This window comes from Komagataeibacter sp. NFXK3 (assembly GCF_054182245.1).
Window position 1 is genome coordinate 225,660 of record NZ_JAPIVJ010000001.1, and the last position, 24,463, is coordinate 250,122.

Below are 24,463 nucleotides of genomic sequence, written 5' to 3' on the forward strand. Positions count from 1 at the left end.
CACCACCGCCATAACCGTCACGATGGCGTGACCCTTCGGCCGTTTTTGCCCATCATGCGTTGAGGTGCGGCAGCTGCATGTAGGCCGCACTCTGCATCTCCTCCAGCCGCGAGGCCGTGCGCTCGAACGCGGTCGCCCCCTGCCCCTTGGCGTAAATGGCGTCGGGCCGGTCCTCGGCCGAGGCAAACAGCTTGACGTTCTGTTCGTACAGCGTGTCGATCAGCACGATGAAGCGCCGCGCCTCGTCAAAATTGTCCGGCCCCATGCGCGGCACGCCATCAAGCACGAGGTTGGGGAAGCGCGTGGCCAGTGCCAGGTAATCGCCCGCGCCGAGCGGCCTGCCGCACAGCTCGGCAAAGCTGAACCGTGCAACAGGGCCTGCGGCGCGCGTCACGTTCAGGGTGCGGCCCATGATGTCGAGCGCGACAGGCGCCACCGGCGCGCCATCGGCCAGCCGGGCAAAGATCGAGTCGAGTTCCTTCGTCGCCGCCGCATCGACGGGGATGATCCATGTCTGCATGCCGCGCGCGTTGCCGCGGCGGTAATCACGCGGGGAATCGAGGATGACGGTATCGACCTCCTTGAGGATCGCGGCGATGAAGGGCTTGAACGCATCGGCGCCGGGACGGTCCTGAAACAGGTCCTCGGGCTTTGTGTTGGATGTGGCCACCACCACCACGCCATCGGCGAACAGGTAGTCGAACAGGCGGCCAAGGATCATGGCGTCCGCGATGTCATTGACCTGGAATTCATCAAAGCACAGCAGCCACGCCTCCTGCGCGATCTGGCGGGCAAGCGGCGGGATGGGGTCGGACAGGGAGGGGTCGGCTTCCTTCATGTCATGCAGGCGCTGGTGCACATCCTGCATGAAGCGGTGGAAATGCACCCGGCGCTTGTGCTCGACCGGGGCGAGGCTGAAGAACAGGTCCATCAGCATGGTTTTGCCACGCCCCACCTGCCCCACCATGTACACACCACGCGGCCGGGCCTGTTCATGAGCCGGGCGGGCGAGGCCGAGCCGCGCCCTGAGCCCGCCCAGCCAGCCACTCGCGGGCGGGGTGGACTGGACCACCGGGTGGTAGTCACGCAGTTCGCGCCAGAGCTGGTCGAGCCTGCGGGCGGCTTTTTCCTGCTCGGGGTCGCGATCCAGACGGCCTGAAGCCACGCGGGCCTCATAGGCGGCGAAGGGGCCTGTGCCTGCGGGCTGCGCCGCAGCGGACAGGCGGGCGGGTGCGATATCGGTATTCATGATATTTTGGCGATAGTCCGTTAAAAAAGGCCCAGCAAGGCCCCGATCTCGCCAAACTGTGTCATGACAGGGGTTCTCTCCATCTGGTGAACTCAAACCCTACCAGATGGAGGATTTGTGATGACTGACTGGAACGCCTACCGCGCCCATCTTGGCGAGTCCATCGGCGCGTTCGCCACCCTCTCGCCCGGCACGCTCAAGGGACTCCAGACCCTCGACCGCGCCGCCGCCGAAACCGGCCACCTCGATGCCAAGACCCGTGAACTCATCGCGCTGGCCGTGGCCGTGACCACGCGGTGCGACGGGTGCATTTCCGTCCACTCCACCGCGGCGGTAAAGGCCGGCGCCACAAAGGCGGAAATAGCCGAGGCGCTGGGCGTTGCCGTGGCGCTGAACGCGGGGGCCGCCGTGGTCTATTCCAGCCGCGTGCTTGATGCGGTGGATACGCTCAAGCCCTGATCCGCGCGATCACTTGCGGGTGAAGGCAACTGGCCCTAATCTGGCGCGTATTGGCATGCAGGCCCCGGTTGCCGGGGCCATTTTCACCCGCGTGCCTGCAGAGATGGCATGATCCAACCCGTCACCCCCGACTATGCAGCACTTGAGGCGACGCCGGTCGCAGCCACGCCTTTCGCCCACGTGGTGGTGCCGCATTTCATTCCCCCCGCCGACCTCAAGGCGCTGGCCACGAGCCTGCCCGACATCCGCTCGGGCGGGTCGTTCCCGCCTGCGGCCCTCAGCCTCTCACCGCTCATGGCGGGCCTGGTGGCGGAGCTTGAAGGGCCGCGCCTACGGCAGGCCATCGCCGCCAAGTTCGGCCTCGATCTTGATGGCGCCCCTACCATGCTGACCCTGCGCGGGCGCACGCGGGCGAAGGACGGGCGCATCCACCGCGATTCCGACAGCAAGCGCGTGACCGTGCTGCTGTACCTCAACGCTGCCGACGAGGCCGCCTGGGCCCGGCATGAAGGCTGCCTGCGCCTTTTGCGCAATGGACACGACCTGGAGGATTTCGCCGCCGAGATCCCGCCGGTCAATGGCACGCTGCTCATCTTTCCCAACGGGCCGGACACATGGCATGGGCACCGGCAGTATGTCGGCCCACGCCATACCATCCAGCTCAATTACATGACCAATGACACCCGCGCACGCAACGAACTGCGCCGCCACCGGTTATCCGCCCTGACCAAGCGGTTGCCCTGGGTGGCCTGAACACGGCCCGGGCCATTGTTTCGCCACGCGGGGCGCCTATCATGCTCCTGTTCTTCGCCTTCACGTCATGCCGAGGTACTCAAAGCCCATGAAGCTGCGTAAACTCACTGCTTCCCTCCTGTCAGCCAGCTTCGCCCTTGGCCTGCTGGCCACCGCCATGCCTGCGGCCCATGCCCAGCCCTGGCACGGCGGCCCGCGCGGTCCCGGCCCCGGCTGGCATGGCGGCCCGCCCCGTGGCGGCTGGCATGGTGGTGGTGGCTACCGCCGTGGCGGTGGTGGCGCGGGGCTTGCCGTAGGCAGCGGCATTGCCGGCCTTGCGGTTGGCGCCATGCTGGGCAGCGCACTTGCCGAACGGGGCGCCGCCCCGCCGCCGCCCGCCTATTATCCGGCCCCCCCTCCGCCGCCCCCGCCCCCGGCCTACTACCCGTATGGCGGCGGTTACTGACCGCCTGACATCCCACGCACCTGATCTCTCCCGCGAAGGAAAATACACAACATGATGTTCCGCCGGTTTCTCCCCGCTGCCGCCCTAATGATGCTGCCCGCCATGGCCATGGCCGCCGACCCGCAGGCCGCAACCCCCGCAGCGCAGGGCACGCCCAACACGACCGCATCGCTCGCCCACACCCCGCGCGACCCGGCCCCCGATGAGGTCGAGGCCCACATCAAGGCCCTGCATGACGAGCTGGGCATCACCAAAAAACAGGAAACGCTCTGGACGCCGTTCGCGCAGGACATGATGGACAACGCCCAGCGCCTGCATGACGCCATCGAGGCGCGCCGCGAAAAGCTGCCCAAGATGAACGCGGTGGAAAACATGCAGTCCTATGCCGACCTCGTGGCCGAGCGCGCGCATGACATGCAGACGCTGAACAGCGCGTTTGCACCGCTTTATGGCAGCTTCTCCAAAAAGCAGCGCAAGCATGCCGATACCCTGTTCGTGCAGGGCGACAGCGAGCATGCCGAGAAGCAGCAGGAGCGTGCCGCCGCAACGCAGGGCGCAACAGCGGCCCCCGCCGCGCAGTAACCAACTGCGCCAAAGGCATTAAAAAAAGCCCGCACCATGATGGTGCGGGCTTTTTTGTTAAGTGAAAAAGTTTTTGGTGAAGCTTTTCTCAAAAAGCTTCGAAAGAACGCCGCCTTTTTGAAAAAAAGGCGGCGCCCGGAAACGTCCGTTCTTTCAGGCTTTGTCCAGCGGGTACCAGGCCCGTCCGTCACGTGCCAGAAGCGCATCCGCGCCCCTGGGGCCGGTGGTGCCAGCTTCATACAGTTCGGGGCCGGTGCTGTCCTGCGCCCAGGCCTGCAGGACCGGATCGACCGCCTTCCACGCCGCCTCGATATTGTCGGCGCGCTGGAACAGGGTCTCATCCCCCATCAGGCAGTCATAGAGCAGGGTTTCGTAACCCACGTTGGGTGACTTGGCGAACACGTCCTCGTAGCGGAAACGGGCCTGCACGTCGGTCAGGTCCATTTCCGGCCCCGGCTTCTTGGCGCCGAGCTCCACCGTCAGCCCCTGTGCGGGCTGGATGTTGAGGATGATGCGGTTGGGCGGCAGGTTCTCGGTCTCGGTATCACGGAACATCAGCATCGGCGGCTTGCGGAACTGCACCACCACCTCCGTGCGCCGGCCGCCCAGCCCCTTGCCGGTGCGCAGGTAGAACGGCACGCCCGCCCAGCGCCAGTTATCGACATGCAGCTTGAGCGCCACATAGGTCTCGGTATTGCTGTGGGGCGAAACACCGGGGCTTTCGCGGTAGCCCACCATGGGCTTGCCCTCCACGGTGCCGGCTGCGTACTGGCCGCGCACGGCGTCCTCCGGGGCGATGGGGGTCACGGCCTCGAACAGCTGCTCCTTGGCGTTGCGCACGCTCTCGGCATCAAAGGTGTTGGGCGGCTCCATCGCCACCATGGCGAAAAGCTGGAACAGGTGGTTGGGCACCATGTCGCGCAACGCGCCGGTGGGCTCATAGAACGCGCCGCGCTGCTCCACGCCAATGGTCTCGGCGGCGGTGATCTCGATATGGTCGACATATTCGTTGCGCCACAGCGGCTCGAAAATCAGGTTGCCGAATCGCATGGCGAGAATGTTCTGCACCGTCTCCTTGCCCAGGAAATGGTCGATGCGGAACACCTGCGACTCGTCAAGCACCGACAGCACGCGGCGGTTGAGTTCCCTGGCCGAGGCAAGGTCCGAGCCAAACGGCTTTTCAATCACCACCCGGCGGAAGGCGCCATCCTTCTGCGCCACGACTCCGGCAGCGCCCAGCGTTTCCACCACGGTGGCGAAAAAGCGCGAGGGGATGGCAAGGTAGAAGATGGCATTGGCGGGCAGTGTTTCACCAAGCGCGCGGATGGCCGCCACGTCACTGAAATCCGCCTTCACGTATTCCAGCCGCTGGGCCAGCCAGTCCCACTGCGCGGCATTGATGCTGGCGGGGTGGAATTCGGCATTGGGGTCGTGGGTGAAGGACTGCATCATTGCATTCAGCCCATCGCGCCACGCCGCCGTGGTGCTGTCCACCCGGTCCACCCCGATCACGCGGAAATCCGGGTGCAGCAGGCCGCTGCCCACCAGGTTGTACAGCGCGGGCATGAGCAGCCGCTTGGTCAGGTCGCCATGCGCGCCGAATATGACCAGCGTGCACGGCGGCGCACGGTGCGCGCCCGCAGGGGTGACCGGGCGCACCGGGGCGGGCGTTGCGGGAATATCAGTTGATGGGGCCATGATCTCTTTAACCGTCCTTGCCTGCGCGGCCGCGGGGCAGGCCACAAAGGCCCCCACGCACGGGCGCGATGGGTCAAGCGTGCCTCGGGCACGCGGTACGCCACAACACCTATCATCGCATGGAACCCGCCACCTTGACCTGCCCCCGATTCGATTCCTCCGTTCGGGGCGGCACAGGTTGCTTGCACGTTGGCGATACAGGCTCTAGGTGTCCCTACAGTGACGGAAAACGGCCCGTTCCGCGCGAATGGACCGGCATGACAGGACAGGAAAGAAGATTATGGGTTACCGCGTTGCGGTGGTGGGCGCCACCGGTGCTGTGGGGCGCGAAATCCTCAAGACTCTGGCCGAGCGCCAGTTCCCTGTGGATGAGATCGTGGCCCTCGCCTCCGCCCGCTCGGCGGGCAAGGAAGTCTCGTTTGGCGACAAAAAAGTGCTCAAGGTACAGAACCTCGAGACCTTCGACTTCACCGGCTGGGATGTTGCCCTTTTCTCGCCCGGCGGCGCGGTCTCGGCCGTGCACGCGCCGCGCGCGGCCAAGGCAGGCTGCATCGTGATCGACAACACATCCCACTTCCGCATGGAACCGGATGTGCCGCTCGTGGTGCCCGAGGTCAATCCCAACGATGTGAAGAAGGCGAAGCGCGGCATCATTGCCAACCCGAACTGCTCGACCATCCAGATGGTGGTGGCGCTCAAGCCGCTGCACGACCTGTTCACAATCAGGCGCGTGGTGGTGGCCACCTACCAGGCGGTTGCGGGGGCTGGCAAGAGCGGCATGGACGAGCTGTTCAACCAGGCGCGTGGCAGCCTTGTGGGCGACCCGATCAAGGCCGAGCAGTTCACCAAGCAGATCGCGTTCAACTGCATTCCGCACATCGACCGTTTCATGGATGACGGGGCGACGAAGGAAGAGTGGAAGATGACGGTCGAGACCCGCAAGATCCTCGACCCCGACATCGCGGTTTTCGCCACCTGCGTGCGGGTGCCGGTATTCATTGGCCATGCCGAGGCCATTACCGTGGAATTCGAGGAACCCGTTGATCTTGCACGCGCCCGCGAGGCCCTGCGCGAGGCGCCGGGCGTGGTGCTGCACGACAAGCGCGAGGATGGCGGCTACGCCACCCCGCTCGAGATCGTGGGCGAGGATGCGACCTATGTCTCGCGCCTGCGCATCGACCCCACCGTGCCCAACGGACTCGGCTTCTGGTGTGTTGCCGACAACCTGCGCAAGGGCGCTGCCCTGAACGCGGTGCAGATTGCCGAGACCATGGTTGCCCTCGACCTGCTCGGGCACTGAAGCACAGGTCTTTGGTGGCGGTGCAGCGCGGCTGTACCGCCACCATGGCGGGGGCTGGGTCTCTCAACCTCGTGTTCCCTGCCTGCGTTGACCCCGCCCGCCGCGCGGCGTAGGACCGAATTCAGACAAGGCGACGGAACAAACCGAAGCCATAACAGGGAAATTGACGAGACGACCATGCAGGATGTCCGTGATGCGCTCTATGTAGGGCAGCGAAGCGACGGAACTCTGACCAGGCGGCCTATGTCCCCACACCTCCAGGTCTACCGCTTCCGTCTTTCCATGTTCCTTTCAATCGCGAACCGCGCCGCCGGTGTCGCCGCCGCAGGCGGTTCGGCACTTGGCCTGTGCTGGATCAGCGCGGCGGCAAAGGGACCAAAATCTTTCAAGAAGGTCCAGAAAGTGACCGGCAACCCGCTCGGCCAGATGCTGATGGCTGGCTGGGCGCTGGCTCTGGTCTACCACTTCGTGGCGGGGCTGCGCCATCTGGCGTGGGATAGCGGCTATCGCTTCTCCAAAAAGGAAATCAACGAGGATGGTCCGGTTGCCGTGGGTGTCACGGTCGGCACCACGCTGGCCCTTGTCGCCGGTATCGTTGGCGTTGCGATCTGTCGCTCCCGCAAGAAGGCATCCTGACCATGAGCAATCCAAAGAAGCCACATGTCACGGTCATGCGCTCGCAGCTTTCGCGCGCGCGCGGGCTGGGTTCGGGGCAGGCCGGTGTCGGCCACTGGTGGGCCGAGCGCGCCTCGGCGGTGGCCCTCGTGCCGCTTTCGGGCTGGTTCGTGATCCAGGTGTTCCGCCTGGCTGGCGCATCCCAGCCGGAAGTGGCGAAGTGGGGGGCACGCCCCTTCAACACCACCATGATGCTGTCGCTGGTGATCCTGACCTTCTATCACACCCAGCTCGGGCTGCAGGTCATCATTGATGACTACGTGCACGGCAAGGCGCACCTGCCTGCCGGGCTGCTGATGAAGGGGATCGTCTTCCTTCTGGGTCTGTTCGGCGCCGTTTCGGTACTGAAGCTGGCGCTCGCCGGCAGCAGCCGGAGCACGATTGCCGCGGGCTGAGCCCCGCGCCATCGCCTGAGCAGAACATGACATTCGCGGACCGGCGGGCCGCACTTCCGGCTGGCCGTCCGAACGAGCATCGGGACACGTCCAAGACATGAACGCGACCACTTCACCACTCACCGGCTCCTACAGGATCGTTGACCACGCATATGACGTGGTTGTCGTAGGCGCTGGTGGCTCCGGCCTTCGGGCCACGCTGGGCATGGGGGCCGCTGGCCTCAAGACCGCCTGCGTGACCAAGGTTTTCCCCACACGCAGCCACACCGTTGCAGCCCAGGGCGGCATTGGCGCATCGCTTGGCAACATGGCCGAGGATAACTGGCGCTGGCACATGTACGACACCGTAAAGGGGTCGGACTGGCTGGGCGACCAGGACGCCATCGAATACATGTGCCGCGAGGCCGTGCCCGCCGTGCAGGAACTCGAGCACATGGGCGTGCCGTTTTCACGCACGGAAGATGGCAAGATCTACCAGCGCCCCTTCGGTGGCCACATGCGCAACTATGGCGAGGCCCCCGTGCCCCGCGCCTGCGCCGCCGCCGACCGCACGGGCCATGCCATCCTGCACACGCTGTACCAGCAGTGCCTGAAGCATAACGTCGAATTCTTTGTCGAATACTTCGCCATCGACCTGATCATGGATGAGGAAGGCGCCTGCCGTGGCGTAATGGCCTGGTGCCTTGAAGATGGCACGTTGCACCGCTTCCGCGCGCAGAAGGTGGTGCTGGCCACCGGCGGCTATGGCCGCGCCTACCATTCATGCACCTCGGCCCATACCTGCACCGGCGATGGCGGCGGCATGGCGATCCGTGCGGGCATTCCCATGCAGGACATGGAGTTCGTGCAGTTCCACCCCACCGGCATCTTCCCCGCAGGCTGCCTGCTGACGGAAGGCTGCCGTGGCGAGGGTGGCTACCTCACCAACTCCAAGGGCGAGCGCTTCATGGAGCGTTACGCGCCCACCGCCAAGGACCTCGCCTCGCGTGATGTGGTCTCGCGCGCCATGACCATCGAGATCAACGAGGGGCGTGGCTGCGGGCCGGAGAAGAACTACATCATGCTCCATCTCGAGCATCTTGGCCCCGAGATCCTGCATGAGCGCCTGCCCGGCATTTCCGAGACGGCGCGCATCTTCGCGGGCATCGACGTGACCAAGGAGCCGGTGCCGGTCCTGCCCACGGTGCACTACAACATGGGTGGCATCCCCACCAACTACCATGGTGAGGTCATCCGCCCCACGGCTGATGATGTCGATGCGGTGGTGCCCGGCCTGATGGCCGTGGGTGAAGCGGCCTGCGTGTCCGTGCATGGCGCCAACCGCCTTGGCACCAACTCGCTGCTCGACCTTGTGGTGTTTGGCCGCGCCGCCGCCCAGCGCGCCGCCGCCACCATCAAGAGCGAGGAAGTGATCCGCCCGCTGCCCGAGGGTGCTGGCGAAGCCGCGATCGCACGCTTTGACAGGCTGCGCTACGCCAAGGGCAAGACCCACGTGGCCGACATGCGCTCCAAGCTACAGCGCACCATGCAGAAGCACGCCGCCGTGTTCCGCAACACCGAGAGCCTGGCGCAGGGTGTGGAGAAGATAAAGGAAATCTGGTCGGAACTGCCCGACATCTCGATCAACGACCGCTCGCTGATCTGGAACAGTGACCTGATGGAAGCGCTCGAGTTCGAGAACCTGCTGGCCAACGCCACTGTGACCATGGCTGGCGCCGATGCCCGCCACGAAAGCCGCGGCGCGCAGGCGCATGACGATTACCCCGATCGTGATGACAAGAACTGGATGAAGCACACCGTCGCCCACATGACCGACGCGGGCGATGTCACGCTGAGCTACCGCCCCGTGCACATGAAAACGCTGACCGACGATGTGCAGGTCTTCCCCCCCAAGAAGCGCGTCTACTGACGTAACGGCGGAAAAGGAACGAGACGATGGTCGAATTCAGACTGCCAAAGAACAGCACGGTGGGCAAAGGCCGCATTTTCACGGCCGCTCCCGGTGCCTCCAATGTCAAGAACTTCCGGATCTATCGCTGGAGCCCGGATGATGACAGCAACCCCGTGGTCGATACCTACGAGATCGACCTCGACAAGATCGGCCCGATGGTGCTCGATGCGCTGATCCACATCAAGAACGATGTGGACTCCACGCTCACCTTCCGCCGCTCGTGCCGCGAGGGCATCTGCGGGTCGTGCGCGATGAACATCGCGGGCGAGAACACGCTGGCCTGCCTCAAGCCCATCCGCGACATCGAGGGCGATGTCGCCATCTACCCGCTGCCGCACATGCCGGTCATCAAGGATCTGGTGCCCGACCTTGATGGCGCCTATGCCCAGCTGCGCTCGATCGACCCGTGGCTGAAATCCGACACGGCACCGCCGCCGGATTCCGAGCGCCGCCAGAGCATTGAGGAACGCGCCGAGCTGGATGGCATGTGGGAGTGCATCCTTTGCTTCTGCTGTTCCACCTCGTGCCCGTCCTACTGGTGGAATGGCGATCGCTACCTTGGCCCGGCAACGCTGCTGGCGGCTTACCGCTGGATTGCCGACAGCCGCGACGAGCATGCGGGCGACCGGCTTGATGCGCTGGAAGATCCGCTCAAGCTCTATGCCTGCCGCACGATCATGAACTGCACCCAGACCTGCCCCAAGGGCCTGAACCCCGCCAAGGCGATTGGCCGGATCAAGGAACTGCAGCTCGAACGCAAGGCATAGCCCCTGCCCCTTCATTCCTGATTGACGTGGAAAGCGCTGGATGTGAAAAATCCAGCGCTTTTTTCGTCTCCACCCACCTGAAAGGACAAGGCCGGTGTTTGAGGGAAACCTGTCCACCCCCGCTGGCCGAAGCCGTGCGTGGATCGATAGCCTGTTTGTTGACCATGCCATTTTGCGCCAGACCTGGACCAACTTCCGCACGGTCATTCCCGGTCGGGTCTATCGCTGCAACCACCCAACCCCGTGGCGCCTGCGGCTGGCCACGCGCAGGCTGGGCCTGAAAACGCTGGTCAACCTGCGCGGGCACCGCAAATGTGGCTCCGATGCGCTGTCACGCGAGGCGGCGCACGCCCTTGGCCTGCGCCATATCGACATGGCATTCGAAAGCCGCAACGCCCCGCACCGCGACCGCATCGAGCGCTTCGAGCGGATTTACCGCGATATCCGCTTTCCCATGCTCATGCACTGCAAGTCGGGTGCTGACCGCACCGGGCTTGCAGCAGGGCTGGTCATCCTGTTCGAGGGCGGCACGGCGCAGCAGGCGCTACGCCAGCTTTCATGGAAGAACGGGCATTTCAATTCATCCCGCACCGGCGTGCTGGATGCCTTCTTCCTGCGCTATCAGGCAGAGGCGGAAGGGCGCATGCCCTTCATGGACTGGGTGCGCACGGAATATGACGAAGACCGCCTGCGCCACGACTTCCGCGCCGGCAAAATCGCATCCTTCATGACCGATCAGGTGCTGCGGCGCGAATGAAAGCAAGGGACGCCAGCCATCATAAAAAAGTTCCTGGCGCGGCTTTTTTCAAAAAGCTTAAAGAACGCCGCCTCTTTCAAAACGGACGGCACCCAACAATTTTCTCATGATGGCAGGCTTACGCCCCCATGGAGCGTACAAGGTCGAGCACGCGGCGGCGCGTGCCGCTATCCTCGATTCCGTAATAGGCGCGCACCAGGTCGATCGTCTCGCGGCGCGACAGCAGGGCGAGATCATCGGCACGCATCTCCCCCCTGCCTTCTTCCTTCATGGCAGGGATCGGGGCCACGCAGGCCGCCGGTTCAGCCATGCCAGCGACTTCATCCGCACTGCCATCGTGTTCCATGCCACGATCGGGCAGGCCATCAAAAAAGAAGGCCACCGGCACGTCGAGCACGCAGGCAAGATCATACAGCCGTGACGCACCAACACGGTTGCGACCACGCTCGTATTTCTGCACCTGCTGAAATGTGAGGCCAAGGGCATTGCCCAACCGCTCCTGTGACATGCCAAGCAGGGTGCGGCGCAGGCGGATACGGTTGCCAACATGCACATCCACCGGGTTGGACGCAGCAGCCATTTTCCCGATCACAGTAATAGCCTTACCTTTCCTCTCTCACGCGGCGCAAACCGCTGGAACGTGCCGATACCCATCAGATGATGGGCCGGGCGTTAATCTTTTTTAAAGCCGCGCCGGATACAATACATACGCTATTTTCTGCACTGTCTGCGTTCAAATAAGGCAGGCGTGCATAAAACTTTCCCACTGCGACAGGCAGAGGAAAATTAGGAAAATATTCATGCATTTTAAATGCACGAATAAAAAATGACCTTGTCCTAAAGCGGTATTCCAGAACCTTCTTTATGACCTGACCGCCGCCAGAACAACCCTGCAAGCCCCGTGACCCCAACCAGGAAAAGGGGCACCAGACGGCCATAATGGCCAAAAAACGTGCCGGGCAGCGCATCGGGCAGCGCATGGACCAGCACGCCCTGCCGGTCCCATCCCAGCCGGGCCAGTTCGTGGCCACGCCCGTCAAAAATGGCTGAAATGCCGGTATTGGCGGCACGCGCCACCGGCAGGCCCTCCTCCACCGCGCGGATGCGCACGGCGGCAAGGTGCTGGCGCGGGCCGGCGCTGTTGCCATACCAGGCATCATTCGTGCTGTTGAGCAGCCAGGCGGGGCGATCATGCGGGTCGACCACCTGACCCGAGAAAATCACCTCGTAGCAGATCAGCGGCCCCACCGGGGCAACACCCGGCAGGTGCCAGGTCTGCACGCCGGGGCCGGGGGTCAGCCCATCCCCCGGCACGACATGAAAGGGCAGGAACGCGGGCTGGTATTCGCCAAACGGCACCAGATGCGCCTTGTCATAGGGCGGGGCGGGCTCTCCATCAGGCAGCAGGGCCACCATGCTGTTGCGCCAGTGCTTGTCCTCCAGCCAGCGCAGCGTGCCGATCACGCCCGCTGCCGCTCCCTGCCCCGCCCGCATGATCATGGGGCGTGCGATGTCATCTTCCAGCAGCAGGCCGGGAAAGGCCGATTCCGGCCACGCGAACACGACCGGCCGATTCTCCGCCTCGCGCAGCCCCGCCTGCACGCCCGCATGCGTAAGATCCAGATAGCGACGGAACACCGCCACATCTGAGTCGCGTGATATTTTCTCGGTCTCGGGCACATTGCCCTGCACCAGCACCACCTCGGGGTTGTGGCCATAGGTGTCATGGATACTGGCCATCCGCAGCGCACCACACGCCATCCATGCGGCCAGCACGCCCGCGCAGGCCAGGCGCCCCGTGCGGCCATAAAGCGGCGCGAGCGAGAGCAGGCAGGTCAGCAGTGTCAGCCCATCCACCCCGATCCACGCGGCGGGCTGAAGCATGACATCGCCCGCAAGCCCCGGAAACGCCCACACGCTGCCAGGCGGATTCCACGGAAAACCGCTGAACACGTATACCCGCGCCATGTCGGTCAGCGTCCATAGCGCCGCCAGAACCACCAGCCGCCCGGTGCCGCGCGGCACAAGACGGCTCAGGGCGGCCGAAAGCGCGCTGAGGGGAGCCAGGATTACCGCGCAGCCCGGCGAGGCCAGCGGCACCAGCCACCAGAAATCATCTGCCCGGAGCAGGATGGCGTACATGAGCCAGTACAGGCCCACGGTGTACAGCCCCATGGCGAACATGAAGCCACGCCGTGCGGCTTCTTTCCAGCCAGCCGCCTGATCAATGGCCAGCGCCAGCAGGCAGAAGGCCACCGGCAGCACCACGACCGCATGCACGGGCGGAAAGCCCAGCGCGTACAAGCCGCCCGCCAGCACCATGACAAGGTCCGCGCGCCAGCCATGCTGGCGCGACAGCCTCATATACAGATCACGAAGGAATCTCATGCAGCACCACGACCCGCGCCGTGGGGGAGGACGCGCCTAGTCCAGCGCGTCACGCAGGCGGCGCTCGTAGTGACGGTAATACTTGTCAGCCAGCAGCTCGCTCTTGACGAGCACGGCGACATCAATGGTGTTGAACTGCTCATCAATCACCGCGCCATCGCCCACATAGCCCCCAAGCCGCAGGTAACCCTTGATCAGGGGCGGCAGGCGCGCGAGCGAGCGGCGGTGGTCGAGCGTCTGCGGGTCGGAGCGCAGCATCTCCACCCGGCGCTCCGGCACGGCGCTGATCCGCAGCGCGGGCGGGGCAAGGTGATTGTGATACAGGTAGGTCAGTTCATCAGACAGCGCATCGGGATTGGTGCCCGGCAGGCTCGCGCAGCCGAACAGCACGTCAATGCGGTGCAGGAAGATGTAGGAGGCAATGCCGCGCCACAGCAGCTGCATGGCCGCGCGACCGCGATAGTTCTGGTCCACGCAAGACCGGCCCACCTCAAGCAACCGGCCGGGAAACTCGGTCAGGCGCGAGATGTCATATTCACCCGAAGTATAGAATTTGCCCAGCTTCTTCGCCGCATCCCCCTGCATGAGCCGGTAGGTGCCCACAACGCCCTTCGCACCCGATGAGATGGCATGGTCGATCACCAGAAGGTGATCGGCATATTCATCGAATTCATCCACGTCGCGCTTGAGCCGCGCGGTGCGGGAATCGGGGCGGGCGCCCATTTCCTCATAGAAGACACGGTAGCGCAGCGCCTGGGCGGCATCGCGCTCTTCATCCGTCGCGGCGATCCTGACGCCAAGGTTCCCCCCCCGCAATTCGGGGAAACCGTTGCGCTCAAGGTCCAGGGTGGAAAGGGACTGTATGGTTTTCTCGATACTCAAGGCCGTGACCCGCCCTTCTGCTCCGTTTGCACCGTGTGGTCCGTGTTTTCTTGTGCCACGTCGGGCAGCCTGCGCGCAAACAGTTCCAGCCGATGGGACACCAGCTCGAACCCCAGGGAAGCCGTGATCTGGCGCAGCAGTTCGGCATGGGCGGCATGGGTGAACTCAACGACCTGCCCGCTTTCCACGTCGATCAGGTGGTAGTGATCGCCTTCCTCCGTGGTCTCGTAACGCGCGCGACCGCCGCCAAAGTCACGGCGTTCGAGAATGCCGTTTTCTTCCAGCAGGCGAACGGTACGGTAGACCGTGGCAACCGATATGCGCCCGTCAAGTGCCGAGGCACGGCGGTAGAGTTCCTCCACATCCGGATGGTCATGGGCCTCGGACAGCACGCGCGCAATGACACGGCGCTGGCCTGTCATCTTCAGGCCGCGCTCCATGCACATGCGCTCGATGCGCGTCTGTAGTCCATTACGATCTGTTGCCATGTCTATGGACGTAGCCGATCATGCCGATACCTGTCCATATGACCGCCCGGCATGGGTCAGTCCTCGCGTTGTTTCGTGCCAAGCCCGATCTTGCGGGCCAGGGTTGAGCGGTGGCTGGCGTAGCTCGGCGCCACCATGGGGTAGTCATGCGGCAGGCCCCAGCGCTCGCGATATTCATCGGGCGTCATGTTATAGGCGGTCTTGAGGTGGCGCTTGAGCATCTTGAGCTTCTTCCCGTCCTCGAGGCAGACGATGTAGTCAGGGAAGACGGACTTCTTGAGCGGCACCGCGGGCACCGGCTTCTCGGGCACGGGCTCGGCGCGCCCGAGGGAGGCAACAGCCTCGTAGACCTGATGAATCAGATCGGGGAGGCTCTCCGCGTCGATTTCATTTCGCGAGACATATGCCGAAACGATTTCGGCAGCGAGTTCGCGCACTTCAACTTCTGCCGCTGCATCAGCCATTAATCTGATCCTGTCACTCTGGAATAATGATGCATCTTATATAAATAATTCCAGAAGGATCGCAACCGGCCATAGCAGAGGTTTTATGGTAATATGTCTGATATAGAGATGGTGAAACTGGATATCACCCATGAAGTGTGCCCCATGACTTTCGTGCACACCCGTCTGGCTCTTGACAGACTTCCAGCCGGGGAAAAACTGCTTGTCCGCCTGCGCGGCGCAGGCCCGCTGGACAATGTTTCGCGCAGCCTGAAGCTGCTTGGTCATGTCGTGGAAGAAATACAGACAGAAACAGATGGCATAACCCACCGGCTGACCGTGCTCAAATCTCCCGCTTCATGACACACGCATCGGTGCCATCGGGGTAGTACCGCCGCCGCACCCCCACCACCGCAAATCCCGCCGCGTGGTAAAGCCCCAGCGCGGCCACGTTATCATCCGCCACCTCAAGGAACAGGTGTACTGCCCCTTCCCGCGCGGCCTCATCCAGGCAGCGCGCCAGCAGGGCGCGGCCAATGCCCTGCCCCTGCCAGGCGGGGTCCACGGCAAAGGTCAGGATCTCGGCTTCATCAAGCAAGGCGCGGGCCATGATGAAACCGGCAGCGGGGGGAATACCCTCACCCTGCGCAAACAGCACGAACACGCCGGGCATGGCCAGCAGGGCTGCCATGGTCTGCGCGTCCCACCGGTGCACGGGGGGGAAGGCCGCAGCATGGATGCGGGCCAGCAGCCCGGCCTGCCCTGCGGGCACGGCATCGTCCGTCATGGCGTAACGGGGGCCGGGCGCAGGCCGGCTGCGGGCAGTTTGGCTTCCGGCGCATCGACATAAAGCGGCTGGGCTGCACGCGGGGGCAGGTCACCCCGCAGGCGCAGCAGGGCGGCGGCGGCAATGGCCTGCGGGTCGGGTGGCGCATCGGGCAGCAGGTGCAGACCGTCGCGCCCGCCCGCTGCCTCCATAACCGCCTGCGCGCCATTGCCGGCCAGCAGCAGGGGCCCCGGCGGCAGGTCAGGTGCCGCGAGCATGCAGGCGCGCACAGGCGCCAATGCCGATGGCGTACCCAGCGTTTCAATAAACACACGGCCCCGGCGGGCCATGGTGCAATGGAGTGCTACAGCCCCCAGCGGGGCGGCCGCCGCACGCAGGGCCGGGGCCATGACCTCGCCCCCGGTCACGCCCACCACCGTGCAGCCCGAACCCGCGGCCAGCCCGTGCGCGAATGCCAGCGAGGCCCGCAGCCCGGTGAACGATCCCGGTCCCACCACCACGCCCGCAAGGTCAGGCATGGCATGGCCCCAGCCACACTGCGCGAACAGTTCGGTGGCCAGCAGCGGGAACTGCTCGGCAGCACCACGCCCGGTGGCGATACGGGTGGCGAGAATTGCGGGCCTGCCCGCAGCATCGGGTGCAAGGCAGGCAATCAGGGCCTGTGCCTGCGCCCCGGTCGCGGCACCATCCATAACCACAATGCGCATGGGGTCAGACAATCACGCAGGCATCATCAAAGCCCAGGCGCGGCGCGCGCGGCGTGGGCGGCGGCCCGTCGGTATAGCCCAGGCAGAGCAGGAAATTGGCCTGCCAACCCTGATTGGCCAGAAAGGCGTCCTCCACCATCGCGGCATCGAAGCCCGAAAGCGGCAGCGCCGACAGGCCCAGCGCACGGGCGGCCATGATCATGTACCCACCTTCCAGCGTGCCGTTGCGCTGGGCGGTTTCCTCGGCCAGACCCACATCGGCGGCGAACCACTGGCGCACATGGGCCTGCGGGTTCAGCGTGTCCATGCGCTCGAAAAACAGCGGGTCATGCGCCACGATCACCGTAACCGGCGCGGTCATCATGCGCTGCACGTTGCCTGCCGAAAGGGCGGGGCGCAGGCGCTCGCGCGCGCCCTCCGTGGTCAGGAACACGAAGCGGGCGGGGCAGCTGTTGCCCGATGTCGGCCCAAGGCGCACCAGATCATAAAGCTGGCGCAGCGTATCGGTGCCGACGGGCCGGTCATTCCACGCCACCGGCGTGCGTGCGTTACGGAACAGAAGGTCAAGCCCAGCGTCATCAAGCGCCATGAAACATTCCCAAGCTTACGCGCAAGACCTGCCGATCAGGCCTCTACCTGCTCCACCGATACCACTTCCGGCACGTAATGGCGCAGCATGTTCTCGACCCCGTGCTTGAGGGTGGCGCGTGACGACGGGCAGCCCGAGCACGCACCCTGCATGGTCAGGCGCACCACGCCATCGCGGTAGCCACGGAACACGATGTCACCGCCATCGCCCGCCACGGCGGGGCGCACGCGGGTGTCGAGCAGTTCCTTGATCTGCTGCACGATCTCCTCATCTCCCGGCGCGATCAGGTCTTCAACCACCACGGCTTCGCTTTCCACCACGGGCTGGTCGGTGGAGAGGTAATCAGCCAGCACCGCGAGCACCTGCGGGCGCAGGGCCTCCCACTCGGTGGCATCGGCGCGGGTCACGGCCACGAAGTCATTGCCAAAGAAGACGCGGGCCACGCCATCAAGGTCAAACAGCAGTTCGGCCAGGCGCGAGCGGCCCGCCACGGAATCGGGGCTGATGAAGTCGGCCGTCGCCCCGCTGGCCATGATCTCGCGCCCCGGCAGGAACTTCAGGGTGGCGGGATTGGGTGTGTCTTCCGTTTCGATGAACATTGCTCGGTCTTCCAGACATGACGGGAAAGGGGGGACAGGCAAAAGTACTTCCCGGGTCCTGTTATATGATCGACCCGCCCGCAAATCCAACCCCACGCACACGCACGGCGTGCATTTACGCCCCGTGGCCTATCACGGCATGCGCGGCAGGACAATTTCCGCGCATAACCCGCCCCCCAGCCGGTTGAACAGCCTGAACCGCCCGCCGCCACGCGCCACCTCGCGGCTGACGATGGCCAGCCCCAGCCCCAGCCCTCCCGTGCTGCGCGAGCGCGAGCCCTCAACGCGGTAGAATGGCGTGGTGACCCGGTCGAGCTCGGCCTCGGGCAGGCCGGGGCCATTATCCTCCACGCGGATGCACAGCGCATCCTCCATCAGCGTCAGGCTGACATGGGCATTGCCGCCATAGTTCACGGCATTGTCAATCAGGTTGCCCACCACGCGCTTGAGCGCCAGCGGGCGGACCATGGCCTGCGCCTGGTCGGGGCCATCATAGGTCACGTCGCGGCCCTGATCGGCCTCGTCATCCACGCGCGTGGCCAGAATGGAGGCCACGTTGACCGAACGCGCGGGCTCGGGGTCCTTCTCGCCCGACAGGTAGGCCAGCACGCCGGTGATCATGGCCTCCATCTCGGTCACGTCGGCCTCGATCTCCTTCTGCGCGTTCGTATCCTCCAGAAAACCCGCACGCAGGCGCAGGCGGGCCAGCGGCGTGCGCAGGTCGTGCGATACGGCGGCAAGGGCCTCGGTGCGGTCGGCGATCAGGCGGTTGATGCGCTCCTGCATGGCGTTGATGGCGCGGGCAAGGTAGCGCACCTCACGCGGGCCCTTGTCGGCCAGTGGCACCCACCGGCCCGAGCCCACCGTATCGGCCACATCGGCCAGCGCGCGCAGCGGCATGCTCAGCGCGCGCACCAGCATGCCGGCCGCCCCGATGACCGCGCCCGCAAGGATGGCCGCCGAGACAAGCCCGCGGCGCATATGGTGCGGCTCAAGGATATCGGGGGCAAGGAAGCCCATGTAGCTGCCATCGGGCAGGCGCAGCGTGCCACGCACATCCGCCGTGCCCATGATGGTGCCCGACAGGTTGAGCGCATCGCCCTGCAGCACCGGCAATGTGCCCGCCAGACGGTCATGCAGCTTGCGCAGCGAGGGTGGCTCGACCTTGAGCGCGCCCTGCTGGCCCTGGTTGCGCCAGTCTACCGTCAGGTCGCTGGTGGAGAGCATGGCGGCAAGCACCATGCGCTGCGAGGTTGGCGTTGCCGCCAGCACGCGTGCATCGATCACCAGCCGCTCGCCCACCTGTTCAAGCTGGGCGTCGTCTATGGTGTAGGTCTCGGCTTCCTCATAGAAAACGGAACTGCCCACGAACACGAGCGCCACCGCAACCAGCAGCACGAACATGACACGCCCGACCAGCCCGCGCGGCCACAGCGTGATGCGCCGTGCAACCGCCTGCGGCACCCGCGCGGCCTGTGCGTTCCCCTGCCCCGCCACGGCGCGCGCTCAGACCCGCTCCACTTCGGCGGTGAAGATGTAGCCCATGCCGCGCACGGTGCGGATCAGCCCATCCGAATCCGGCCCCAGCTTGCGCCGCAGGCGGCTGACCAGCACATCCACGCTGCGGTCGGACACATCGCCCAGCCGCGTGCGCGACAGTTCCAGCAGCCGGTCACGCCCGATCACGCGCTGCGGATTGTCAAGGAAGCTGGTGAGCAGGTCATGCTCCGCCCCTGAAATCTCGACCGCCATGCCCGAGGGGTCGGTCAGTTCGCGCCGCCGCAGGTCGAGCATCCACCCGCCAAAGCGCACGGTTTCCTTGCGCTGCCGCCCGGCACTGGGCGTGGTCACGCCGCCGCCGCGCCTGCGCAGCACCGCGCGCACGCGGGCAAGCAGTTCCTTCTGGCCAAAGGGCTTGGGCACGTAGTCATCCGCGCCGAGTTCGAGGCCCTGCACGCGGTCGAGTTCCTCGCCACGGGCGGAGACGATGATGACCGGCACCTCGGTCAGCGGCGCCTCGCCCGGCACGCAGGGGTCGGCATGCGCGCGCAGGCTGCGGCACAGGTCCAGCCCGTTGGTGCCCGGCAGCATCACGTCAAGGATGATGAGGTCGGCGGCCTGCGCCTTGAGCGCATCCCACATTTCAGGCCCATCCTGCACGCCGCGCACGCGGTAGCCATCGCCCTGCAGGGCGCGGACGATCAGGGTGCGCATGCCGGGATCATCTTCCACCACGAGGATGCGGGCGGGCAGATCGGCTGTGGCGGGTATCTGTGTCATTCTCTTGGCCATGTTCCGGTTCAGGGGCAGGCATGATGCCCTTCATGCAACAGCACCCAGCATAACCAACGCACGGCATGCGGATAAGGCCACCGATCATATCATAAAATGTCTGCCACACACGCAAACGGGGCGCCGGATAATCCGGCGCCCCGTCTGGCAGACAACCTGTAAAGGTCAAAAGTTTTTGGGTGCCGCCTTTTTGAAAAAAGCTTTACCAGAAACTCCTGTCTTTATCAGTGCGCGGCAGGCGCCGCGTTCAGCTTGAGCACCCAGAACTGCGCGATGTCACGCGCGCCATTGGTGCCTTCCACGCTGTTGAACGTGGCGATGGCGGCATCCTTCTTGCCTGCCGCCGCCTGCGCCAGGCCATAATGCAGGCGACCGATATTGATGTCCGTCGGCCCCTTGGCCAGGCCCTGCTGCATCAGCGCCAGCCCCTTGTCGGCCTGGCCATTCAGCACGTAGTTGTAGCCTGCCGTGAGCATGGCGTTGCCGGTTGCCGCCTGCGAGGCCGCCGTATCGAGGTTGGCCTTGGTGCTCTCGGCATTCTGGGCCACCATCGCCTTCAGCTTTTCGCTGCGGGGTGCCGAGGCGTCATGCCCCACCACGCCGCTGGCATAGCCCTGGTTGATGATGTCGAGCGCAAGCTGGGGCAGGCCCGCCTGCATGGCCAGCTCGGTAATGTCCATGTATTCGGCCGAGGTCTTGACCAGCCCGGACTCAAGGCGCACGCGGTCGATATCAAGCCGCAGGCCCGGCGCCATGTTGGGGTTGCTCAGCACGGAATGCACCACCTGCGCCCAGTAATCGGGCTTGGGGTAGTAGGTGGCGAGCATGACGTAGGTCTTGGTCAGCGCCGCGTTGTCCTTGAGCTGCGCCTGGCAGGCGGCAAGGAGCTGGAGCTGGTTCTCGGTCGGCTTGCCGCCTGCCTTGATCGTGGCATCGATCTGGCCCTGCTGCACGCGGGCGGCGTTGGCGAAGTCATGCTGCAGGTAATAGGCCTGGATCAGGATGGTCAGCATCTGCGGGTTCTTGCCACCCGCCTTGATGTATTTCTCGCTCACCGCAACGGCGGTGGGGTAATCCTTGGCGGTGAAGGCCATGCTGCCTTCGGCCAGCGCCATCTGCTCCTTGGTGGCGGCAGGCGTGCGCGGGGAGGCGATCAGCTTGTCATAGGCCGCGATGGCGGCAGGCACGTTGCCCGACTGGGCAGCCACGGCGGCACGCATCTGGGCAATGGTGTAGGATTCGTAGTCGGACTTGCCGCTTACGGCGTCCGCTTCGTCCACATCGGCCATGGCCTGGGGGTATTTCTTGGCGGCAAGGTCGGTCTGGGCCTTCTGCAGCGCCGTGCCCACCTTCTGGCCAAGCTGGTCAGCCGCATGCGCGCCGTGCATGGGCAGGACGCCCGCCATCGGCAGCGCCATCATGACCCCGGCCAGCAGGCGGCCACGCAGCCGGAACAGCGATTTGGATGTGATGTTTTTCAACTGTGATGTCCTTCCATGAACGGGTCATGGCCCGAATGATCGGCCAGGGCATCACGATGGACCCGTGCGGCCCATCATTCAATCCGCCCCCGACCGCTGGCGCGGCGGCTCCATCGGGCCGCCGCGTCGTGACGTTGAAATCAGGTTACGTGCGGATGGCAGGCTTATTCCGCCGGATCGTGCGTTTCATGGCGGTAACCGCCAATCAGGATGGACTGCACGTCGGCCGCGAAGTTGCGCACCTCGTCCAGCGCGCCCTTGTTGCGGCGGACCAGCATGTTGTAGCCGAGCACGGCGGGAACGGCGGTGCCGAGGCCAATGGCGGTCATGATCAGCGATTCACCCACCGGGCCGGCAACCTTGTCGATCGAGGCCTGGCCTGCGATGCCGATGGCGGTCAGGGCGTGATAGATGCCCCACACGGTGCCGAACAGACCCACGAACGGCGAGGTGGACCCCACCGTGCCGAGGAAGGCAAGGCCACCCTGCAGGCGGTTCTGGATGAAATCCACCGAGCGCTGGATGGACATGGTGGTCCAGGAATACAGGTCGATCGTCTCCTGCATCGTGCCTTCATGGTGCTCGGCGGCGGTAATGCCGGTATCGGCAATGTAGCGGAAGGGCGATGCGGTATCGAGCAGGGCCGCCCCTTCCTTGATGTCGTGCGCGGGCCAGAACTTGGCCTTCACTTCCTTGGCGGCCTTCATCATGCGGGCCTGCTCGAGGAATTTGGTGATCATGATGTACCATGTCCCGACAGACATCACGACCATGATGATCAGCACGGTGCGGGCAATGAAGTCACCATTCGACCACAGCGCGCCCAGCCCGTAGGGATTGTCGGCCGCGGCGGCGGGCGTGGCGTAGGCCAGTGCCGAAAAGGCGGTCAGCAGCGCGGCCGCCATGACTGGTTTACGATGCTGTCGGGTCATTTACCTCAAATCCTCTGACGAATAGGGCCATGCTTCTGGCCCGCAACACATTTCATGACTGTTATCTGACCAGTCCGGACGCTGAAAATCAATCCACCTGTATCGTTTTCAGAACAATTCCGGCTGGCGGACCCTGTTATCACGCCCGATGACCGGGGCGGGAATGGCCGGAACCACCGGCATGACCATGACCGGGCGCACCGGCGGCGGCGCGGGGGGCACGGGCGGCGGCGGCTCGGGAATGATCCGGATCGCAAGCGGCGGCAGGGGGCGGTAAGGCTCGGGAAACATGGGCTTGGCCTTGGGCCGCAGCCCGTAGGCCAGCGCCGACACGACAACGACATGGACCAGCACGATCACCCCCGCCACGCGCAGGTACGGCGTGCGCCGTCGCTGCCTGGCGGCATAATCCTTTCCCATGACTTCGTCAGACCACATGCCGCTCCTGTCCAGCCCCCCTGCGCGGCATCCCGCGCGGGCGCCTGCTGTTCAAATTGCCCTGAGCGGAATTGGGCGTGCTCAGGGGCGCTGTGTCAAGCATCATATAACACAGATTCGAAACAATTTTCTCTTGGCAGAACAATGGCCCAGCGCCCACGGCATGAAAAAACCCCGTGGCCTGGGCCACGGGGTTGGCTGCCTGCACGCCCCGGTTGCGGCGTTACTGCGCCTGGGCGCTGGCTTCCGAGCGGGTGGCCCCCACGCGGGCGGCAAGGGCGGCGGCCATGAAGTCATCGATGTCACCATCCAGAATCGCGTCCGGGTTGGTTTTCTCGACGTTGGTGCGCAGGTCCTTGACCAGCTGGTAGGGGGCCAGCACGTAGGAGCGGATCTGGTGCCCCCAGCCGATATCGGTCTTGCTGGCCTCGGTCTGGGCGGCGGCGGCCTCGCGGCGCTGGAGTTCCTGCTCGTACATCCGCGCCTTGAGCATGGTCATGGCGGTGGCGCGGTTGCGGTGCTGGGAGCGGTCGGTCTGGCACGCCACAACGATGCCGGTGGGGATGTGCGTGATGCGGATGGCCGATTCCGTCTTGTTGACGTGCTGGCCACCAGCACCGGAGGCGCGGAAGGTATCGACACGCAGGTCGGCCTCGTTGATCTCGATCTCGATCGAGTCATCAACCACCGGATACACCCATACGGAGGCAAACGAGGTCTGCCGCCGGGCCGCCGCATCGAACGGCGAGATGCGCACCAGCCGGTGCACGCCCGCCTCGGTCTTGAGCCAGCCATAGGCGTTGGGGCCGGTTACCTGGATGGTGGCTGACTTGATGCCCGCCTGCTCGCCCTCCGAGCTTTCCATCATGGTCACCTTGTAGCCATGCTGCTCGGCCCAGCGGGTGTACATGCGCAGCAGCATCTCGGCCCAGTCCTGCGCCTCGGTGCCGCCCGCGCCCGCATTGACCTCGAGGTAGCAGTCATTGCTGTCCGCCTCGCCAGAGAGCAGGCTCTCGGTCTCGCGGCGCTTGGCTTCCTCGGCCAGGGCGCGCAGGGTGGCCAGCGCCTCGGCCACCACGGCCTCGTCGCCTTCCATCTCGGCCAGTTCAACAAGTTCGATCGTATCGTTTACATCGGCTTCAAGCCGCTGCACGCCCTCGATCTGGCTGGCCAGCATGGTGCGCTCGCGCATGAGCTTCTGCGCTGCGTCCGAATCGTTCCACAGGTCGGGATCTTCGGCCCGGTTGTTCAGTTCCGCGAGGCGGTCGATTGCGACATCCCAGTCAAAGATGCCTCCTCAGCAGCGCCACCGACTGCTTGATCTGGTCGTTCAGGGCCTCTGTCTCGGCAGACATGGGCTTGCTCCTTGGTCAACGGTCAACAGTGCGGGCGTGCGCCATGTCACG

The 24,463-nt window shown here is 64.9% G+C and carries 28 protein-coding genes; 11 read left to right on the top strand and 17 right to left on the bottom strand.

The genetic code is table 11. The features are described from left to right. Positions 1–52: 52 nt before the first annotated feature. The gene (zapE, locus tag OQZ28_RS01095) at positions 53–1,249 is read right to left on the bottom strand and encodes a cell division protein ZapE (RefSeq protein WP_130731854.1); all 1,197 of its coding nucleotides are present in this window, start codon (positions 1,247–1,249) and stop codon (positions 53–55) included. 120 nt (positions 1,250–1,369) lie between these two features. On the opposite strand from zapE, the gene OQZ28_RS01100 reads away from it, so the two are divergent. The 4 genes from OQZ28_RS01100 (at position 1,370) to OQZ28_RS01115 (ending at position 3,488) form a co-directional block, all read left to right on the top strand. Continuing rightward, positions 1,370–1,708 carry a carboxymuconolactone decarboxylase family protein gene (locus OQZ28_RS01100; RefSeq protein WP_308719642.1) on the top strand — a complete coding sequence of 113 codons (339 nt, stop codon included), beginning with the start codon at positions 1,370–1,372 and terminating at the stop codon, positions 1,706–1,708. A gap of 108 nt (positions 1,709–1,816) precedes the next feature. Continuing rightward, complete coding sequence (locus OQZ28_RS01105) at positions 1,817–2,461, top strand: 2OG-Fe(II) oxygenase (RefSeq protein WP_458134910.1); 645 nt, start codon at positions 1,817–1,819, stop codon at positions 2,459–2,461. A gap of 88 nt (positions 2,462–2,549) precedes the next feature. Next, positions 2,550–2,906, top strand: a complete 357-nt coding sequence (locus OQZ28_RS01110) for a hypothetical protein (RefSeq protein ID WP_458134911.1) — start codon at positions 2,550–2,552, stop codon at positions 2,904–2,906. A gap of 51 nt (positions 2,907–2,957) precedes the next feature. Next, positions 2,958–3,488, top strand: a complete 531-nt coding sequence (locus tag OQZ28_RS01115) for a Spy/CpxP family protein refolding chaperone (protein WP_458134912.1) — start codon at positions 2,958–2,960, stop codon at positions 3,486–3,488. Positions 3,489–3,641: 153 nt separating this feature from the next. Here OQZ28_RS01115 and zwf read toward each other — a convergent pair whose 3' ends face one another. Then, positions 3,642–5,186 (bottom strand): glucose-6-phosphate dehydrogenase, encoded by a 1,545-nt coding sequence (zwf, locus tag OQZ28_RS01120; protein WP_458134913.1) that lies wholly within the window; start codon positions 5,184–5,186, stop codon positions 3,642–3,644. Positions 5,187–5,466: 280 nt separating this feature from the next. Here zwf and OQZ28_RS01125 point away from each other — a divergent pair, with 280 nt between their 5' ends. The 6 genes from OQZ28_RS01125 to OQZ28_RS01150 all read left to right on the top strand — a co-directional run bounded on the left by OQZ28_RS01125 (position 5,467) and on the right by OQZ28_RS01150 (position 11,031). Continuing rightward, a complete protein-coding gene (locus OQZ28_RS01125) occupies positions 5,467–6,486 on the top strand; it encodes an aspartate-semialdehyde dehydrogenase (RefSeq protein WP_130731860.1) in 1,020 nt (339 codons plus the stop codon). Positions 6,487–6,729: 243 nt separating this feature from the next. After that, positions 6,730–7,122, top strand: a complete 393-nt coding sequence (gene sdhC, locus OQZ28_RS01130; protein ID WP_082770802.1) for a succinate dehydrogenase, cytochrome b556 subunit — start codon at positions 6,730–6,732, stop codon at positions 7,120–7,122. A gap of 2 nt (positions 7,123–7,124) precedes the next feature. After that, positions 7,125–7,556 carry a succinate dehydrogenase, hydrophobic membrane anchor protein gene (gene sdhD / locus OQZ28_RS01135; protein WP_061274364.1) on the top strand — a complete coding sequence of 144 codons (432 nt, stop codon included), beginning with the start codon at positions 7,125–7,127 and terminating at the stop codon, positions 7,554–7,556. Between the two features lie 97 nt (positions 7,557–7,653). Further along, positions 7,654–9,465 carry a succinate dehydrogenase flavoprotein subunit gene (gene sdhA, locus OQZ28_RS01140; protein WP_130731861.1) on the top strand — a complete coding sequence of 604 codons (1,812 nt, stop codon included), beginning with the start codon at positions 7,654–7,656 and terminating at the stop codon, positions 9,463–9,465. 26 nt (positions 9,466–9,491) lie between these two features. Next, a complete protein-coding gene (locus OQZ28_RS01145; RefSeq protein ID WP_130731862.1) occupies positions 9,492–10,274 on the top strand; it encodes a succinate dehydrogenase iron-sulfur subunit in 783 nt (260 codons plus the stop codon). Between the two features lie 94 nt (positions 10,275–10,368). Beyond that, complete coding sequence (locus OQZ28_RS01150) at positions 10,369–11,031, top strand: tyrosine-protein phosphatase (protein ID WP_130731863.1); 663 nt, start codon at positions 10,369–10,371, stop codon at positions 11,029–11,031. A gap of 118 nt (positions 11,032–11,149) precedes the next feature. Here OQZ28_RS01150 and OQZ28_RS01155 read toward each other — a convergent pair whose 3' ends face one another. From OQZ28_RS01155 to OQZ28_RS01175, 5 genes are all read right to left on the bottom strand, one after another. Continuing rightward, positions 11,150–11,611: a helix-turn-helix domain-containing protein gene (locus tag OQZ28_RS01155; RefSeq protein WP_458134914.1), complete on the bottom strand. Its 462-nt coding sequence runs from the start codon at positions 11,609–11,611 to the stop codon at positions 11,150–11,152. 257 nt (positions 11,612–11,868) lie between these two features. Continuing rightward, positions 11,869–13,419 carry an apolipoprotein N-acyltransferase gene (lnt, locus tag OQZ28_RS01160; protein ID WP_458134915.1) on the bottom strand — a complete coding sequence of 517 codons (1,551 nt, stop codon included), beginning with the start codon at positions 13,417–13,419 and terminating at the stop codon, positions 11,869–11,871. Positions 13,420–13,455: 36 nt separating this feature from the next. Then, the gene (locus OQZ28_RS01165; RefSeq protein ID WP_130732130.1) at positions 13,456–14,301 is read right to left on the bottom strand and encodes a GNAT family N-acetyltransferase; all 846 of its coding nucleotides are present in this window, start codon (positions 14,299–14,301) and stop codon (positions 13,456–13,458) included. Continuing rightward, entirely contained in the window at positions 14,298–14,789 is a 492-nt protein-coding gene (locus OQZ28_RS01170) for a Fur family transcriptional regulator (protein ID WP_458134916.1), read from the bottom strand. Before OQZ28_RS01170 ends, OQZ28_RS01165 begins: the two co-directional genes overlap by 4 nt. Before the next feature lie 56 nt (positions 14,790–14,845). After that, the gene (locus OQZ28_RS01175; RefSeq protein ID WP_130732133.1) at positions 14,846–15,253 is read right to left on the bottom strand and encodes a Ros/MucR family transcriptional regulator; all 408 of its coding nucleotides are present in this window, start codon (positions 15,251–15,253) and stop codon (positions 14,846–14,848) included. A gap of 93 nt (positions 15,254–15,346) precedes the next feature. Between OQZ28_RS01175 and OQZ28_RS01180 the strand changes: the two genes are divergently transcribed. Beyond that, positions 15,347–15,595: a sulfurtransferase TusA family protein gene (locus OQZ28_RS01180; RefSeq protein WP_061274383.1), complete on the top strand. Its 249-nt coding sequence runs from the start codon at positions 15,347–15,349 to the stop codon at positions 15,593–15,595. Here the strand turns inward: OQZ28_RS01180 and rimI are convergent. From rimI to prfB, 10 genes are all read right to left on the bottom strand, one after another. Then, on the bottom strand, positions 15,576–16,019 hold the full coding sequence (rimI, locus tag OQZ28_RS01185) for a ribosomal protein S18-alanine N-acetyltransferase (protein WP_458134917.1): 444 nt from the start codon (positions 16,017–16,019) through the stop codon (positions 15,576–15,578). The genes OQZ28_RS01180 and rimI overlap by 20 nt on opposite strands. Beyond that, positions 16,016–16,726: a tRNA (adenosine(37)-N6)-threonylcarbamoyltransferase complex dimerization subunit type 1 TsaB gene (tsaB, locus tag OQZ28_RS01190; RefSeq protein WP_458134918.1), complete on the bottom strand. Its 711-nt coding sequence runs from the start codon at positions 16,724–16,726 to the stop codon at positions 16,016–16,018. Before tsaB ends, rimI begins: the two co-directional genes overlap by 4 nt. A 4-nt stretch (positions 16,727–16,730) precedes the next feature. Further along, positions 16,731–17,315: a malonic semialdehyde reductase gene (locus tag OQZ28_RS01195; protein ID WP_130732135.1), complete on the bottom strand. Its 585-nt coding sequence runs from the start codon at positions 17,313–17,315 to the stop codon at positions 16,731–16,733. A gap of 35 nt (positions 17,316–17,350) precedes the next feature. Next, positions 17,351–17,914 carry a NifU family protein gene (locus OQZ28_RS01200; RefSeq protein ID WP_130732136.1) on the bottom strand — a complete coding sequence of 188 codons (564 nt, stop codon included), beginning with the start codon at positions 17,912–17,914 and terminating at the stop codon, positions 17,351–17,353. A 132-nt stretch (positions 17,915–18,046) separates the two neighbouring features. Then, a complete protein-coding gene (locus OQZ28_RS01205) occupies positions 18,047–19,318 on the bottom strand; it encodes an ATP-binding protein (protein ID WP_242621885.1) in 1,272 nt (423 codons plus the stop codon). Between the two features lie 102 nt (positions 19,319–19,420). Then, the gene (locus OQZ28_RS01210; RefSeq protein WP_130732138.1) at positions 19,421–20,194 is read right to left on the bottom strand and encodes a response regulator transcription factor; all 774 of its coding nucleotides are present in this window, start codon (positions 20,192–20,194) and stop codon (positions 19,421–19,423) included. A gap of 236 nt (positions 20,195–20,430) precedes the next feature. Continuing rightward, a complete protein-coding gene (locus OQZ28_RS01215; RefSeq protein ID WP_458135017.1) occupies positions 20,431–21,654 on the bottom strand; it encodes a hypothetical protein in 1,224 nt (407 codons plus the stop codon). 197 nt (positions 21,655–21,851) lie between these two features. Then, on the bottom strand, positions 21,852–22,619 hold the full coding sequence (locus tag OQZ28_RS01220) for a MotA/TolQ/ExbB proton channel family protein (protein WP_061274394.1): 768 nt from the start codon (positions 22,617–22,619) through the stop codon (positions 21,852–21,854). A gap of 108 nt (positions 22,620–22,727) precedes the next feature. Further along, complete coding sequence (locus tag OQZ28_RS01225) at positions 22,728–23,057, bottom strand: hypothetical protein (protein WP_242621882.1); 330 nt, start codon at positions 23,055–23,057, stop codon at positions 22,728–22,730. 223 nt (positions 23,058–23,280) lie between these two features. Beyond that, positions 23,281–24,412, bottom strand: a protein-coding gene (prfB, locus tag OQZ28_RS01230) for a peptide chain release factor 2 (RefSeq protein WP_458134919.1) whose coding sequence is annotated in 2 segments (ribosomal slippage) — positions 23,281–24,342 and positions 24,344–24,412 — 1,131 coding nt in all. Because the reading frame shifts where the segments join, the coding sequence is not laid out codon by codon here. Positions 24,413–24,463 lie beyond the last annotated feature (51 nt).

Coding starts and splice junctions, on each gene's coding strand:
- zapE (WP_130731854.1), bottom strand. CDS start 1,249: ATGAATACCGATATCGCACCCGCCCGCCTGTCCGCTGCGGCGCAGCCC.
- OQZ28_RS01100 (WP_308719642.1), top strand. CDS start 1,370: ATGACTGACTGGAACGCCTACCGCGCCCATCTTGGCGAGTCCATCGGC.
- OQZ28_RS01105 (WP_458134910.1), top strand. CDS start 1,817: ATGATCCAACCCGTCACCCCCGACTATGCAGCACTTGAGGCGACGCCG.
- OQZ28_RS01110 (WP_458134911.1), top strand. CDS start 2,550: ATGAAGCTGCGTAAACTCACTGCTTCCCTCCTGTCAGCCAGCTTCGCC.
- OQZ28_RS01115 (WP_458134912.1), top strand. CDS start 2,958: ATGATGTTCCGCCGGTTTCTCCCCGCTGCCGCCCTAATGATGCTGCCC.
- zwf (WP_458134913.1), bottom strand. CDS start 5,186: ATGGCCCCATCAACTGATATTCCCGCAACGCCCGCCCCGGTGCGCCCG.
- OQZ28_RS01125 (WP_130731860.1), top strand. CDS start 5,467: ATGGGTTACCGCGTTGCGGTGGTGGGCGCCACCGGTGCTGTGGGGCGC.
- sdhC (WP_082770802.1), top strand. CDS start 6,730: ATGTCCCCACACCTCCAGGTCTACCGCTTCCGTCTTTCCATGTTCCTT.
- sdhD (WP_061274364.1), top strand. CDS start 7,125: ATGAGCAATCCAAAGAAGCCACATGTCACGGTCATGCGCTCGCAGCTT.
- sdhA (WP_130731861.1), top strand. CDS start 7,654: ATGAACGCGACCACTTCACCACTCACCGGCTCCTACAGGATCGTTGAC.
- OQZ28_RS01145 (WP_130731862.1), top strand. CDS start 9,492: ATGGTCGAATTCAGACTGCCAAAGAACAGCACGGTGGGCAAAGGCCGC.
- OQZ28_RS01155 (WP_458134914.1), bottom strand. CDS start 11,611: ATGGCTGCTGCGTCCAACCCGGTGGATGTGCATGTTGGCAACCGTATC.
- lnt (WP_458134915.1), bottom strand. CDS start 13,419: ATGAGATTCCTTCGTGATCTGTATATGAGGCTGTCGCGCCAGCATGGC.
- OQZ28_RS01170 (WP_458134916.1), bottom strand. CDS start 14,789: ATGGCAACAGATCGTAATGGACTACAGACGCGCATCGAGCGCATGTGC.
- OQZ28_RS01175 (WP_130732133.1), bottom strand. CDS start 15,253: ATGGCTGATGCAGCGGCAGAAGTTGAAGTGCGCGAACTCGCTGCCGAA.
- OQZ28_RS01180 (WP_061274383.1), top strand. CDS start 15,347: ATGTCTGATATAGAGATGGTGAAACTGGATATCACCCATGAAGTGTGC.
- rimI (WP_458134917.1), bottom strand. CDS start 16,019: ATGACGGACGATGCCGTGCCCGCAGGGCAGGCCGGGCTGCTGGCCCGC.
- tsaB (WP_458134918.1), bottom strand. CDS start 16,726: ATGCGCATTGTGGTTATGGATGGTGCCGCGACCGGGGCGCAGGCACAG.
- OQZ28_RS01195 (WP_130732135.1), bottom strand. CDS start 17,315: ATGGCGCTTGATGACGCTGGGCTTGACCTTCTGTTCCGTAACGCACGC.
- OQZ28_RS01200 (WP_130732136.1), bottom strand. CDS start 17,914: ATGTTCATCGAAACGGAAGACACACCCAATCCCGCCACCCTGAAGTTC.
- OQZ28_RS01205 (WP_242621885.1), bottom strand. CDS start 19,318: ATGTTCGTGCTGCTGGTTGCGGTGGCGCTCGTGTTCGTGGGCAGTTCC.
- OQZ28_RS01210 (WP_130732138.1), bottom strand. CDS start 20,194: ATGACACAGATACCCGCCACAGCCGATCTGCCCGCCCGCATCCTCGTG.
- OQZ28_RS01220 (WP_061274394.1), bottom strand. CDS start 22,619: ATGACCCGACAGCATCGTAAACCAGTCATGGCGGCCGCGCTGCTGACC.
- OQZ28_RS01225 (WP_242621882.1), bottom strand. CDS start 23,057: ATGTGGTCTGACGAAGTCATGGGAAAGGATTATGCCGCCAGGCAGCGA.